Origin of the sequence: Brevundimonas sp., from assembly GCF_031082345.1 — a bacterium.
In the GTDB taxonomy this organism is placed as follows: domain Bacteria; phylum Pseudomonadota; class Alphaproteobacteria; order Caulobacterales; family Caulobacteraceae; genus Brevundimonas.
In genome coordinates this window covers 18,544-33,400 of sequence record NZ_JAVHLH010000002.1, presented here as the reverse complement: position 1 = coordinate 33,400, position 14,857 = coordinate 18,544, and the positions used below count along the sequence as shown (strand labels likewise).

At 70.3% G+C, this 14,857-nt stretch carries 11 protein-coding genes; all 11 read left to right on the top strand.

Annotated features, from left to right (window positions below; genetic code table 11):
• On the top strand, window positions 1-281 hold a 281-nt coding region (locus RDU12_RS00375; RefSeq protein ID WP_308683947.1), incomplete at its 5' end, for a c-type cytochrome.
• Window positions 278-2,815, top strand: coding sequence for a cbb3-type cytochrome c oxidase subunit I (locus RDU12_RS00370; RefSeq protein WP_308683946.1), 2,538 nt, complete (start codon window positions 278-280; stop codon window positions 2,813-2,815). The genes RDU12_RS00375 and RDU12_RS00370, both read left to right, overlap by 4 nt.
• Before the next feature lie 2 nt (window positions 2,816-2,817).
• Window positions 2,818-3,126 carry a hypothetical protein gene (locus RDU12_RS00365; RefSeq protein WP_300293298.1) on the top strand — a complete coding sequence of 103 codons (309 nt, stop codon included), beginning with the start codon at window positions 2,818-2,820 and terminating at the stop codon, window positions 3,124-3,126.
• Between the two features lie 132 nt (window positions 3,127-3,258).
• Window positions 3,259-6,891: a hydantoinase B/oxoprolinase family protein gene (locus tag RDU12_RS00360; RefSeq protein WP_308683945.1), complete on the top strand. Its 3,633-nt coding sequence runs from the start codon at window positions 3,259-3,261 to the stop codon at window positions 6,889-6,891.
• A gap of 80 nt (window positions 6,892-6,971) precedes the next feature.
• Window positions 6,972-7,673 (top strand): DUF969 domain-containing protein, encoded by a 702-nt coding sequence (locus RDU12_RS00355; protein WP_300289194.1) that lies wholly within the window; start codon window positions 6,972-6,974, stop codon window positions 7,671-7,673.
• Complete coding sequence (locus tag RDU12_RS00350; protein WP_300289193.1) at window positions 7,670-8,638, top strand: DUF979 domain-containing protein; 969 nt, start codon at window positions 7,670-7,672, stop codon at window positions 8,636-8,638. The genes RDU12_RS00355 and RDU12_RS00350 overlap by 4 nt, the downstream gene beginning before the upstream one ends.
• 2 nt (window positions 8,639-8,640) lie before the next feature.
• Entirely contained in the window at window positions 8,641-9,645 is a 1,005-nt protein-coding gene (locus tag RDU12_RS00345) for a DUF2891 domain-containing protein (RefSeq protein ID WP_300289192.1), read from the top strand.
• 405 nt (window positions 9,646-10,050) lie between these two features.
• Window positions 10,051-11,685, top strand: coding sequence for a ShlB/FhaC/HecB family hemolysin secretion/activation protein (locus RDU12_RS00340; protein ID WP_300289191.1), 1,635 nt, complete (start codon window positions 10,051-10,053; stop codon window positions 11,683-11,685).
• Between the two features lie 52 nt (window positions 11,686-11,737).
• Window positions 11,738-13,903, top strand: coding sequence for a filamentous hemagglutinin N-terminal domain-containing protein (locus RDU12_RS00335; protein WP_308683944.1), 2,166 nt, complete (start codon window positions 11,738-11,740; stop codon window positions 13,901-13,903).
• Window positions 13,900-14,085 carry a hypothetical protein gene (locus tag RDU12_RS00330; RefSeq protein ID WP_308683943.1) on the top strand — a complete coding sequence of 62 codons (186 nt, stop codon included), beginning with the start codon at window positions 13,900-13,902 and terminating at the stop codon, window positions 14,083-14,085. Before RDU12_RS00335 ends, RDU12_RS00330 begins: the two co-directional genes overlap by 4 nt.
• A complete protein-coding gene (locus tag RDU12_RS00325; protein WP_300289188.1) occupies window positions 14,082-14,828 on the top strand; it encodes a L,D-transpeptidase in 747 nt (248 codons plus the stop codon). The genes RDU12_RS00330 and RDU12_RS00325 overlap by 4 nt, the downstream gene beginning before the upstream one ends.
• Window positions 14,829-14,857 lie beyond the last annotated feature (29 nt).

Sequence of the window (14,857 nt, the reverse complement as noted above, 5' to 3'; positions counted from 1 at the left end):
CCGCGCCGCACCGGGGCGCGGCCGTGTTCGACCGAGCCGGCTGCGGCGCCTGTCACACGGTGGCGGGGACGGCCTTCAACGGTCTGGCCGGGCCGGACCTCAGCCACGTCGGCTCGCGCCGCACGCTCGGCGCCGGCATCCTGCCCAACAATCAGGGGACCCTCGCCGGCTGGATCTCGGACAGCCAGGCCATCAAGCCGGGCAACCGCATGCCGGCCTATCCGGTCCTGACCGGTCAGGAGCTGCGCGACGTCTCCGCCTGGCTCGAGAGCCTGAAGTGAAGAGCGAGACCGGCTTCGATCCGGCGCTCTACGCGCGTTTCCCGACCTCGGACGAGCGGCCGCCCGACGAGCTGAAGGAATTGGAGACGATCTGGTGCAAGCCCCGCGGCTGGGGCTGGCTCACCGCCATCAACAACAATTTCGTCGGCGTCTACTACGTCGGCGCCGCCATGCTGTTCTTCGTGCTGGCCGGCGCCCTGGCGGTGCTGATGCGCACCCAGCTGGCCGTGCCGATGAACGGCTTCCTGCCGCAGGAGACCTACAACCAGTTCTTCACCGTGCACGGCACGATGATGATGTTCCTGTTCGCCGTGCCGGCGGTCGAGGCGCTGGGCGTGCTGCTGCTGCCGCAGATGCTGGGGGCGCGCGACCTGCCGTTCCCGAGGCTCAGCGCCTACGCCTTCTGGGCCTATCTGATCGGCGGCCTGGCCTTCTTCGCCTCGCTGTTCTTCGGCCTGGCGCCGAACGGCGGCTGGTTCATGTATCCGCCGCTCAGCTCGATGGAGTTCTCGCCGGGGATCAACGCCGACTTCTGGCTGCTGGGCATCGGCTTCATCGAGATCTCGGCCATCGCCGGGGCCATCGAGATCATCGTCGGGGTGCTGCGCAACCGGGCGCCCGGCATGACCCTGGACAAGATGCCGATCTTCGCCTGGGCCATGCTGATCTTCGCCTGCATGATCATCATCGCCTTCCCGTCGATCATCCTCTCGACCCTGCTGCTGGAGATCGAGCGGGCGCTGGGCTGGCCGTTCTTCGATCCGCTGAAGGGCGGCGATCCGCTGCTGTGGCAGCACCTGTTCTGGTTCTTCGGCCACCCCGAGGTTTACATCATCTTCCTGCCGGCGGCCGGGGCCATGTCGACCATCGTCCCGGCCGTGGCGAGGACGCCGCTGGTCGGCTACCGGCTGGTCGTGCTGGCCATGCTGGCGACGGGCTTCATCAGCTTCGGCGTGTGGGCCCACCACATGTTCACCACCGGCATGCCGACCATATCGACCAACTTCTTCTCGGCGGCGTCGATGGCGGTGTCGGTCCCGGCGGGGGTGCAGGTGTTCGCCTGGATCGCCACCCTGGCGGCGGGAAAGATGCGGTTCAACACGCCGGGCCTGTTCGTCGTCGGCGGGCTGACCATCTTCGTCATGGGCGGCCTGACCGGGGTGATGGTCGCCATGGTGCCGTTCGACTGGCAGGCGCACGACAGCTACTTCATCGTCGCCCACCTGCACTATGTGCTGATCGGCGGCATGGTCTTCCCGATGTTCGCGGCCATCTACTACTGGCTGCCCATGAGCTCGGCCCGCCCGCTCAGCGAGCGGCTGGGCAAGTGGGTGTTCTGGCTGATGTTCGCCGGCATGCACCTGACCTTTCTTCCGATGCACCTGACCGGGCTGATGGGCATGCCGCGGCGGGTCTACACCTGGCTGCCGGACCGGGGCTGGGAGATTCCCAACATGCTCTCGACCGTCGGGGCCTTCGTCTTCGCCTTGGCGGTGCTGATCTGGATCATCGACATGGCGCGGAATTTCCGCCCGTTCGGCGCGCGCGACGCCGGCAACGTCTTCGGCGGCCCCGGCCTCGAATGGCTGCCGACCGGCCTCTACTCGGTCCGTTCGATCCCGGTCGTGACCAGCCGCTATCCGCTGTGGGACCAGAAGGGTCTGGCCCGCGACGTCGAGGCCGGCCGCTATTTCCTGCCCAACAGCGCCACCGGCGAGCGCGAGACCATCGTCACCTCGACCCTCAACGCCGAGCCGCAATACCTGCAGCGCATGCCCAGCCCCTCCGGCTGGCCGATCTGGGGCGCGGTGTTCACCGCCGGCCTGTTCCTGCTGCTCACGGTCAAGGCCTATGTCCCCTCGATCATCAGCGGCGTCCTGGCCCTTTACTGCATCCTTCAGTGGTGCTGGTTCCTCGACCGGCCGCACCCGCAAAGGACCGCCGAAATCGGCGCCGGGATCATCGTGCCGACCTATGTCAGCGGACCGTCCAGCCACGGCTGGTGGGCGGCCGTCATCACCCTGGTGGTGGGCGGCATGGTCGCGGCCCTGATGGGTTTCAGCTACGTCTTTCTGTGGAGTCGCAGCCCGGACCTGTGGGCGCCGCCTCCCGGGATGGCGTCGATGGCGCTGGTCCTCGCGGGCTACGCCGCCGCCGCCGTGTTGGCCTGGGCGTCGTGCCGGACCCTGCGGCTGGACCGGCCGCGCAGCGGCGTCATCGCGACGATGCTGATGGTCGCCGCCGCAGCCCTGATCGCCGGCGCCTGGGGTCTCGACCTGCGGGACTGGATCGGGACCGGTCTGCGGCCGGAGGTCCACGCCCAGGGCGCGACCGTCTACGCCCTGCTCGCGTGGCAGGGCTGGTTCGCGGCCATCGTGGCGATCATGGGCCTGTACATCGTGCTGCGCTGGCTGGCCGGCCACATGCAGGCGGACCGGCCCACGACCGGCGACATCATCGCCCTGTTCATCGTCTACGCCGCCGGTCAGGGCGCCTTCGCCACCCTGCTGACCCGTCTGTTCCCGGGGGGCTGACCATGGGGCGCTGGATCTGGATGCTGGGCGGACTGATCGTCTGGACCGTCCATTTCATGGGCGTCTACGCCATCGCCAGCCTCGCCGACGTGGTCAGCCGGGCCGACGACCCGGCCTGGCGCATGATCGGCCTGGCCTTCAGCGGGGCCTGCGTCATCGCCGCCCTGACGATCACGGCGGTCGCCGCCCGACGCGTTCGCCGGCCCGCCGACGCCGTGGCCGGATTTGGCGACCAGCTGGCCCTGCTCGGCGGCGGCGTGGCGACGGTGGCTGTCGTCTGGCAGGCCCTGCCCACCGTGATCGGCTACTGAGGTCGGGCGGGTTCGGCCTCTTGAGGCGAGGCCGGCGGGAATTCGTCGGCGCGGTTGGACGGACGGCGTCGCGACCGGCTATCTGGTCGCCTCGACCCCCGCCCTGACGGGCCCGCCGCCGGGAGCAACCCCATGAGTGCGTCTTCGATCCTCGCCCGCGACGGCTGGCGCTTCTGGATCGACCGCGGCGGCACCTTCACCGACATCGTGGCCCGCGCGCCCGACGGGCGGCTCGAGACCCGCAAACTGCTGTCCGACAATCCGGAGCAGTACGCCGACGCCGCGGTCGAAGGCGTGCGCCGCATCCTGGGCGCCGAGCCGGGACCGTTGCCGGCGGGTCGCGTGGACGCCATCCGCATGGGCACGACGGTGGCGACCAATGCCCTGCTGGAACGCAAGGGAGAGCCGACCGTGCTGGCGATCACCCGCGGCTTCGGCGACGCGCTGCGCATCGGCTGGCAGAGCCGCCCCGACATCTTCGCCCGCCACATCGTCCTGCACGAACAGCTCTACGACCGGGTCGTCGAGATCGACGAGCGCATCCGCGCGGACGGCGCGGTCGAGCAATCCCTCGACGAGGCCCGGGCCCGGGCCGATCTGGCGGCCGCCCATGACGCGGGCCTGCGCGCCGTCGCCATCGTCCTGATGCACGGCTGGCGCTTCACTGCGCACGAGGCCCGGCTGGCCGAAATCGCGCGCGAGGTCGGCTTCGAGCAGGTCTCGGTCAGCCATGAGGTCGGGGCCCTGATCAAGCTGATCGGGCGCGGCGACACCACCGTGGCCGACGCCTATCTGTCGCCGATCCTGCGCGCCTATGTCGACCGCGTCGGCGCCGATCTGGGCGAAGCTGTGCCGCTGCTGTTCATGCAGTCCAGCGGCGGCCTGACGGCGGCGGGGGCCTTCCGCGGCAAGGACGCCATCCTGTCGGGCCCGGCGGGTGGCGTGGTCGGCATGGCGCAGACCGCGCGGTCGGCGGGGTTCGACCGCGTCATCGGCTTCGACATGGGCGGCACCTCGACCGACGTGTCCCATTTCGCCGGCGACTACGAGCGGACCTCGGACGCCGTCGTGGCGGGGGTCCGGCTGCGCGCGCCGATGCTGAGCATCCATACGGTGGCGGCCGGCGGGGGCTCGATCTGCCGCTTCGACGGCTCGCGCCTTAGGGTCGGGCCGGAATCGGCGGGCGCCGTGCCCGGTCCGGCCGCCTACCGTCGCGGCGGCCCCCTGACCGTCACCGATTGCAACGTCATGCTGGGCAAGCTGCGGCCGGACCAGTTCCCCGCCGTCTTCGGCCCCGACGGCGACCAGCCGCTGGACGCCGACGCCGTGCGGGAGAAGTTCGAGACCCTGGCGGTCGAGGTCGGCGAGGCCACGGGCCGCCAAACGACGCCCGAGGCGTTGGCCGAAGGCTTCGTCACCATCGCGGTCCAGAACATGGCCGAGGCGATCAAGTCGGTGTCGATCCAGCGCGGCTACGACGTGAGCCGCTATGTCCTCAACTGCTTCGGCGGCGCCGGCGGCCAGCACGCCTGCCTCGTCGCCGACGCGCTCGGCATGACGCAGGTCATGCTGCATCCGTTTGCCGGCGTGCTGTCGGCCTGGGGCATGGGGCTGGCCGAGGTGCGGGCCATCCGGCAGGCCACCGTGGCCGCGCCGCTGGAGCCGGCCGGCGATGCGGCCATGACCCGGCGGATCGAGGCCCTGGCCGCCGAGGCGCGCGGCCAGCTGGCGGCGCAGGGCTATGCCGGACGCTCCATCACCGCCCTCCTCCGGGCGGAGATCAAATTCGCGGGCTCGGACACGCCCCTGTCGGCGCCGTTCGGGCCGGCCGAGGACATGCGGGCGGCGTTCGAGGCCCTGCACCGCCGACGCTTCGGCTTCTTCGCCGACGACAAGGCGCTGGTGGTCGAGACCCTCGAGGCCGAGGCCGTCGCCGCGTCGGATCAGCCGGCGTCCACGCTCTCCGCCGGCGGGAGCGCGGGACCGCCCGCGGTGATCGCCCGCGTCCCCGTGCGGATGGCCGGCGCCGACCATGCTGCACCGGTCTATCGCCGCGACGATTTCGGGGCCGGCGCCGTCGTCGACGGCCCCGCCGTCATCCTGGAAGACACCGGCACGACGGTGCTGGAGCCCGGCTGGCGCGCCACCACGGATGACGCCCTGAACCTGATCCTCGCCCGGATCGCCCCCCTGCCCGCGCGCGCCGCCGTGGGCACGGACGCCGATCCCATCCTGCTGGAGGTGTTCAACAGCCGCTTCATGGCCGCCGCCGAGCAGATGGGCGAGGCGCTGCGGGCCACGGCCTATTCGGTCAACATCAAGGAGCGGCTCGACTTCTCCTGCGCCGTGTTCGACGCCGCCGGCGCGCTGATCGCCAATGCGCCGCACATCCCGGTCCATCTGGGCTCGATGGGCGAGAGCATCCGCACCGTGATCCGCTCGCGCGGCGGCGGGGCCGACGGCCGGGGCCTGAGCCGCGGCGACGTCTATATGCTGAACGCGCCCTACAACGGCGGCACCCACCTGCCCGACATCACCGTCATCATGCCGGTCTTCCTCGAGGCCGATGACGCGCCCGCCTTCTTCGTCGCCGCCCGAGGACACCATGCCGACGTGGGCGGGACCACGCCCGGATCGATGCCGCCCTCGTCGAAGTCGGTCGAAGAGGAAGGCGTGCTGATTGACGACTTCCTGCTGATCGACGCAGGCCGGCTCAGGGACGCCGAGACCCGGGCCCTGTTTGCCTCGGGGCGATATCCGTCGCGCAACGTCGATCAGAACATGGCCGATCTGAAGGCCCAGGTCGCCTCCTGCGCCCGCGGGGCCGACGAACTGGGTCGGATGGTCGGCGAGTTCGGACGCGAGGTGGTGGCCGCCTACATGGCCCACATCCAGGACAATGCCGAGGAAGCGGTGCGGCGCGCCATCGCCGCCCTGAAGCCCGGAGCCTTCGAACTGGAGATGGACGACGGGGCGGTCATCCGGGTCCGGATCGACGTCGATGCGGAGAGCCGGAGCGCGGTGGTCGACTTCACCGGGACCAGCGGCCAGCGGCCGAACAATTTCAACGCGCCCCTGTCGATCACCCGGGCCGCGACCCTCTACGTCTTCCGCACCCTGGTCGACGACGCCATCCCGCTGAACGAGGGGTGTCTGAAGCCGATCCGGCTGATCGTGCCGGAGGGCTCGATGCTGAATCCCCGCTATCCCGCCGCCGTCGTCGCCGGCAACGTCGAGACCAGCCAGGCCGTGGTCGACTGCCTGTACGGCGCGCTGGGGGTGCTGGCCGGCAGCCAGGGCACGATGAACAATTTCACCTTCGGCGACGAGGCCCGCCAGTACTACGAGACCATCGCCGGCGGCTCGGGCGCGGGTCCGGGCTTCGACGGCGCCGCGGCGGTCCAGACCCATATGACCAACAGCCGCCTGACCGATCCGGAGGTGCTGGAGACCCGCTTCCCCGTCCTGCTGGAAGAGTTCTCGATCCGGCGCGGCTCGGGCGGCGCCGGAGCGAACCGGGGCGGCGACGGCGCGGTGCGGCGGGTGCGCTTCCTCGAACCCCTGACCGCCGCCATCCTGTCCAACCACCGGCGCACCGCGCCCTTCGGCGCCGCCGGGGGCGAGGACGGGGCCGTGGGCGTCAACCGCATCGAACGGGCCGACGGCGCGCGCGAAGCCCTGGGGTCGACGGCCGAGGTCCAGATGGCCGCGGGCGACGTCTTCGTCATCGAGACGCCGGGCGGGGGCGGATACGGCAAGGCCTGACACCCCCCAAACGTCATCCGACCGCTTCCCCGGAGCGTCAAACCGCGCAACTCTCCCGGCGAACGGACGGGGGATGATCCATGTGGGTGTTGCTGGGCATAGCGGTGCTGGTCGCGGGCTTCGTGGCGCGGCTCAATCCGCTGGCGGTGATCCTGGTCACCGCCGTGGTCACCGGCGTGGCGGCGGCCTTCGGGCCCGGCGTCGGCGCGGGCGAGATCCTGCAGGCCGGGCTCGACACGATCGCCGCCTTCGGCAAGGCCTTCAACGATTACCGCTACATCAGCGTGATCTGGCTGGTGCTGCCCCTGATCGGCCTGCTCGAGCGCCATGGCCTGCAGGAGCGGGCGCGGATCCTCGTCGCCAAGGTCCGCTCGGCCACCACCGGACGCATCCTGCTGGCCTATTTCGTCCTGCGCCAGATCAGCGCCGCGGCCGGCCTGACCAAGCTGGGCGGCCACCCCCAGATGGTCCGCCCCCTGATCGCGCCGATGGCCGAGGCCGCCGCCGAGACCCGCTACGGCGACCTGCCCGACGGCCTGCGCTACCGCATCCGCGCCCATGCGGCGGCGGTCGACAACATCGCCCTGTTCTTCGGCGAGGACATCTTCTTCGCCATCGCCTCGATCCTGCTGATCAAGGGCTTCCTCGAGGCCAACGGCATCCTCCTCGAGCCCTGGCAGCTGGCCATGTGGGCCATCCCGACCGCCATCTGCGCCCTGATCGTCCACGGCTTCCGGCTGATGCGGCTGGACCGCACCATCGCGCGGGAGGCCGGCCAGTGATCACGCTCGACTGGGTCTATATCTTCGCCGGCCTGACCTTCGCGGCCTTCTCCACCCTGACGGTGCTGGACCGCGACCATCCCCGGCGCTTCGGGACGGCGGCCTTCTGGGGTCTGCTGGCGGTCAGCTTCCTGTTCGGCTCGTATCTCGGCGATCTCGGCAACGGCGTGCTGGTGCTGGCGCTGGCGGCGCTGGCCGGGTTCCGCCTGCTGGGCCAGAGCCATCCGCCGACCACCACCCCGGCCGAACGCGCCGAGAGCGCGGCCCGGCGCGGCAACTGGCTGTTCATCCCGGCCCTGATGATCCCGGCGGTGGCCATTCTCGGCGTGCTTTTGCTGGAGAAGGTCGACATCCTCGGCGTCCCCCTGTTCGGCGCCGAGCAGCCGACCATCATCGCCCTGGGCCTGGCCGTCGCCATCGCCCTGGCCGGCGCCATGGTCTGGCTCAAGCCGCCGATGCTCGCCCCGCTGCAGGAGGGCCGGCGGCTGATGGACTCGGTCGGCTGGGCCGGCATCCTGCCGCAGGCGCTGGCCGCGCTGGGCGCGGTGTTCGTCATCGCCGGCGTCGGCGACCAGATCGGCGAGCTGTTCGCCAGCTATCTGCCGCTCGACACCCGGCTGGTCGCGGTGGTCGCCTATTGCGTCGGCATGGCCCTGTTCACCTTCATCATGGGCAACGCCTTCGCCGCCTTCCCGGTGATGACCGCCGCGGTCGGCCTGCCCATCGTGGTGTTCCAGTTCGGCGGCAACCCGGCGATCGTCTGCGCCATCGGCATGCTGGCCGGCTTCTGCGGCACCCTGACCACCCCCATGGCCGCGAACTTCAATGTCGTGCCCGCCGCCCTGCTGGACCTGCCCGATCGCGACGCCCCCTTCAACGGCGTCATCCGGGTCCAGCTGCCCACGGCCGCCATCCTGCTGGGGATCAACATCGTGCTGATGTACGTCCTGGCCTTCAGGTTCTGACCATGACCGCCCGCCTGACCCCCGAGATCGCCGCCCTCTACGCCCGCACCGCCCTGGGCCACGTCACGCGCGAATATCCGAACAAGCTCGATCACGTCATGGGCGGACCGGGCGACGTGAAGGGGCCGCGCGACCTGCATCCGATTTTTTTCGGCAGTTTCGACTGGCACTCGTGCGTGCACGGCTGGTGGACCCTGTTCACCCTGGCGCGGCTGCATCCCGACTTGCCCGAGGCCGGGCGCGTCCGCGCACTGGCCGACGACCTGTTCACGCCGGACAATGTAGCGGGGGAGACCGCCTATCTGGCCCGCCCCGAAAGCCGCGGCTTCGAACGCCCCTACGGATGGGCCTGGCTGCTGATGCTGGCGGCGGAACTGGAGCGACACGACGACGGCCGCGGCGACATCCTGCGCCCGCTGACCCGGGCCTTCGTCAAGCGGTTCACGGACTTCCTGCCGCTGGCCGATTATCCGGTCCGGGTCGGGACCCACTACAACACCGCCTTCGCCCTGAGCCTGGCGCTCGACTACGCCGGACTCGCGGGGGACGACGCCCTCGCCGCCCTGTGCCGCGAGCGCGCCCTGCGCTGGCATTCGGGCGACCGCGACTGTCAGGCGTGGGAGCCCTCGCAGGATGAATTCCTGTCGCCGGCGCTGATGGAGGCGGCGATGATGCGCCGGGTGCTGGAGCCCGACGCCTTCGCCGCCTGGTTCGACGCCTTCCTGCCGCGTCTGGACCGGCGCGAGCCCGCGACCCTGTTCCGGCCCGCCGGCGTCAGCGACCGTTCGGACGGCAAGATCGCCCATCTCGACGGCCTCAACCTGAGCCGGGCCTGGTGCTGGCGCGAGATCGCCTCGGCGCTGGAAACCGGCGATCCCCGGCGCGCCATCGCGCGGGAAGCGGCGCGGGCGCATCTGGACGCCGCCCTGCCCCATGTGACCGGCGACTATATGGGCGAGCACTGGCTGGCCAGTTTCGCCATGCTGGCGCTTCTCGCGGACGCGTAGGACGGCGCGCGCTCCCGGCGGTTGCTCTCATGGCTGGCCGCCGCCGGCCCCGAAGGCGCAACCATCACGCCCTGCTTGATCTTCCGCAGAAAAACACGGACTGCCGCTAAATATTCGCGCGTGTGACTGGAACCTTATCAAGTGGCGGTCCGTTGAATATTTCACGGACTTATGTGAACAGTGCGTTCATGTCTTGTTAATCTGATAAAATACTAAGGTCTTTATTGTCGATAGCCGGAGACCGTCCCGCAACTGCGGGGGAATATGTCTCAGGTTCGTATCGGCCAAATCGATCATTCAGCCTTCCTACGTGCGTGCTCCCAGCTGCGTGAGAGCCGTTACGCCCTGATTCCGCGGCGGCACCTTGAGGCGGCTATGTTGCGATCGAGTCTAGTTGTGGCGGCGATGTTGGCCGCGAGTCAGAACGCCCATGCGCAGGTGCCGCCGGTGGGCGGCCAACTGCAGCAAATCCCCCCTGCGGCGACGCCCCTGAGGCCTGCGCCGGACATCCGCATCGAGCGCCCCGAAGCGCCGATCGACGCTGCGGCCGAAGGTCGGCGCATCCGCGTCGACGCGCTGCGGGTCGCGGGCGCGACCCTGTTCACCGAAGCGGAACTGGTGGCGGCGACGGGCTTCACGCCGGGCCGCGAGCTCACCCTGCCCGAGCTGCGCAATGCGGCGGCGCAGATCACGCGCTTCTACAACAGCCGCGGCTATGTGCTGGCCCAGGCCCATCTGCCGGCGCAGGACGTGGTCGACGGCGCGGTGACCATCGCCGTGGTCGAGGGCCGCTATGGCGCGATCGACCTGCGCAATCAGGCCGGCGTGCCCGACGCCCTGGCCGCGGGCCTGCTGACCGGCCTGAACCCGGGCGACCCGGTGGCGATCGCGCCGCTGGAGCGACGCCTGCTGCTGCTGTCCGACATCCCGGGCGTGGTCGTGCATTCGACCCTGTCGCCGGGAGCGGAGGTCGGCTCTTCGGATCTGACCGTCGATCTGACCCGCGGTCGCCGGATTTCCGGCAGCCTGGAAGCCGATAACGCGGGCAACCGGTACACCGGCGCCTACCGGTTCGGCGGCTCGGTCAATTTCCACAACCCGACCGGAATGGGCGACCTGATCAGCCTGCGTGTTCTCGCGTCGACCGAAGGCCTGGCCTACGGCCGCGCCGCCTGGCAGGCGCCGCTCGGCGCCGCCACCATCGGCGTCGCCTGGACCCACATGCAGTACGACCTGGGCCGCGAGTTCGCGGCGCTGGACGCCGGCGGCACGGCTGACATCTTCAGCGTCTTCGCCAGCTATCCGCTGATCCGCTCGCGGACCGCGAACCTCTATGCCTTCGCCAGCGCCGACGCCAAATTCCTCAGCGACGAGATCGGCCTGGTGTCGCAGGTCTCGGACAAGGAGATCCGGGCGCTGACGGTGGGCCTGCGCGGAGATTCCCGCGACGGGTTCGGCGGCGGAGGCTGGAACGCCGGCTCCCTGTCCTGGACCTCGGGCGATCTCGACATCGAAGATCCGTTCGAACGCGCCGCCGACGCGGTGACCGCGCGCTCCCAGGGCGGGTTCATCAAGCTGCAGTACGCCGTCTCCAGGCTCCAGACGGTCAGCGGACCGCTCTCGGTCTTCGGCTCCCTGCGCGGACAGGTCGCCACCGACAATCTCGACGCCTCCGAAAAGATGGAACTGGGCGGCGCCTATGCGGTGCGCGCCTATCCGGAAGGCGAGGCCTACGGCGACGAGGGCTACGTCGCGACGGTCGAGGCCCGCCTCGCGCTGGACGAGTGGACCCGGTCCCTGCCGGGCCGGTTCCAGCTGATCGGCTTCGTCGATACGGGCGAGGTCAATTTCGCCCACGACCCGTGGTTCCCCGGATCCAATCACGCCCGACGCAGCGGCGTCGGCGTCGGCGTCAACTGGTCCGGGCCGGACGACCTGTTCATCCGGGCGAGCTACGCCCGTCGACTGGGCGACCAGATCGCAACATCGGGCCCCGACGAAGAGGGCCGCGCCTGGTTCCAGATCGTCAAGCTGTTCTGATGACCGCTCAACTCTCCTCCTTCTTCACGCTCCTCCCGACAAGGACGTTCTGATGACCCGTCTCCATCACCTGACCGCCGGCGACCTGAAGCGCGGAGGGGCCGTACGCGCTCGCCGCAACGCCCTGTTCGCCTCGACCGGCCTGGCCGGCTTCCTTGTGGCCGGGCTCGCCGCGTCCCTGTCCTTCGGGGCTCCGGCCATGGCCCAGACGCTTCCGACCGGCGGAACGGTCGTCGCCGGCGGGGCGACCATCACCACCGGCCCCGGCACGATGACGATCAACCAGTCGACCCAGAACACGGCGATCAACTGGAACAGCTTCTCCATCGGGGCGGGCGGCAGCGTGGTCTTCGTCCAGCCCAACAGCCGGTCCGTCGCGCTCAACCGGGTGATCGGCGCGGACGCTTCGCAAATCTTCGGCAGTCTGACCTCCAACGGCCAGGTGTTCCTGATCAATCCGAACGGCGTGCTGTTCGCGCCGGGCTCGCAGGTCAGTGTCGGCGGCCTGGTCGCCTCGACCCTCGGCATGACCGACGCCGACTTCATGGCGGGCGACTACAAATTCACCGGCTCCGGAACGGGCGCCGTGCTCAACCAGGGCTCCATCATCGCCAACGGCGGCTATGTGGCGCTGCTGGGCGGCCACGTCAGCAACGAGGGCCTGATCCAGGCCAATCTCGGAACCATCGTCCTCGCCGCCGGCGAGGCGGTGACGCTGGATGTGGTCGGCGACGGACTGCTCAATGTGGTCGTCGACCGGGGGGCGGCCAACGCCCTCGTCGAGAACGGCGGCATGCTGCAGGCCGATGGCGGCACCGTGGTGATGACCGCCCAGGGGGCCGGCGAGTTGCTCCGCACGGTGGTGAACAACACCGGCGTCATACAGGCCCGCACGATCGGCGACCGGGACGGCACCATCCTTCTGCTGGGCGACCTGCCGAGCGGCGTGGTCAATGTGGGCGGCACGCTCGACGCCAGCGCTCCCGGCGGCGGCGACGGCGGCTACATCGAAACGTCGGCCGGGACCGTGAACGTCGCGACCACCGCCAACATCACAGCCGCCGCTCCCACGGGAGACGCCGGCACGTGGCAGATCGGTTCGCGGGACTTCACCATCGGGGCCGGCGGCAATATTTCCGGCGCCACGCTGTCCGCCCAACTGGTGACCACCAATGTCGTGATCAGCACGATGAACGCCGGCGCCGGCGACGGCGAGGGCGACATTCACGTCAATGACGCCATCGCCTGGACCGCCTCGTCCAACCCGACGACCCTGACGCTGAACGCCCACCGGGACATCAACATCAACGCGGCGATCACCGCCACCAACGGCAATCTGGTCGCCTGTTGCGGCCGGGACGTGAACGTCAACGGAGCCATCACGACGACCAATGGCAGCGTCCTGCTGGAGGGCGGTCGCAATGTGAACGTCTACCATGCGATCACCACCACCGACGGCAACATCGCGCTGTGCGCGGGGCACGACGTCTTCATCGACGCCGCCATCACCCTGACCCGGGGCAGCACCATCCCGGCGCAGAGCCTCGGCCTGCCCGTCGGCCTGACGCTGATCGCCGGCGCCGACGGCTCGGGGCCGGGCGTGGGCAGCGGCACCATCGTCTTCGCCCCGCTGGCTCCGCTGATCACCGTCACCGCCGCCCCGGCCAGGATCCACTACAATCCGGTCTCCTATTCGACCCCGACCAGCTTCGGGACCCGGTTCACCCTCACCGAAGGCGCGACGCTGACCGAGCGCATGCTGCTGTTCCCCGACGGCAGCCGCCAGTTCGACGGGACGACAGATACGACGCTGACAGGGTTCAGGACCACTCCGGGATCGGGCATCCCCAACGGAGTCACTCTGGTGGCCGGACCCGACGCCCGCGCGGCGTTCGATTCGGCGGAGATCGGCGCCGACGTCGGGATCACCTACAGCGGCTACACTCTCGGCGGCCCTGGCGCCGACCGTTACGTCCTGGCGGGCTCGTGCTGCGTCCCGACCTTCCGCACGCGCGGGACGATCACCGCGCCGCCTCCGCCGCCGCCGCCGCCGCCGCCTCCTCCTCCTCCTCCTCCTCCTCCTCCTCCTCCGCCGCCGCCGCCGCCGCCGACACCGCCGCCGACACCGCCGACACCGCCGACGATCCTGCGGCTGCGCCGATCGTTTCGCCGACACCGCCGACGGTCACTCCGCCTTCCCGCCCCTATCCCTCGGTGACCTATCCGGGCGTGACTCCGACGCCGGGCCTCGATCTGGTCGTGGTCGACAACGGCGTGCGGCTGCCGACGTATGAAGCGCCGCCGGTCGAGGAAGTGGTCAGCACCCCCGCGCCGGTCCGGCAGCCCCCGCCGCCGCCGCCGCCCGTCCCGGTCTATGTTCCCAAGCAGGACCGCAATTGACCCTGTCGGCCCCGATCGTCGCGTCGTCGACGTCCGCCGCGAGCGGGCCTCTCCGACGATGCGCCGCCGCGGCCGGACTGGGACTCGGGCTCATCCTCGCCGGGCCCGGCCTGGCGGACGAGCGTCCCTACGGGTCGATCAATCCGGGCGGTCTCGCCGAAGCCGAGGCTTCGCCGGCCGTTCGACAGGTCACGGCCTGGGTTCTTGAGACGGCCGACAACCAGGGTCTGCCCTTCCTGATCGTCGACAAGGTCAACGCCCAGGCGCTCGCCTTCGACCGGGAAGGACGGCTGTTGGGGGCCGCGCCGGTCCTGCTGGGCCTGGCGCGCGGCGATGTCTCCCCGCCCGGGATCGGCGACCGTCCCCTGTCCGGCATCGGTCCGGAAGACCGGATCACGCCGGCGGGGCGGTTCCTGGCCTCGATGGGCGAGAATATCGGCGGCAAGGGCATTCTGTGGATCGACTATGAGGCGGCCCTGTCGCTGCATCCGGTCGTCACGACCCGGGCCGCCGACCGTCGGGAGCAGCGCCTCGCCACGGCGACCGCGCAGGACAACCGGATCTCCTACGGGTGCGTGAACGTGCCCGCCGAATTCTACGAAGAGATCGTGCAACGCGCCTTCGACGGCACGGTGGGGGTTGTCTATATCCTGCCGGAGCAGCAGGCGCTCGAGGCGGTGTTTTCCCTGCCGCCGCAGGTCGGCGCCTCGGGCCCGGGCCACGACGGGTCGTCGCTGGACTGAGGGCCTCGCGGCCCGAAGCGCGGGACGAC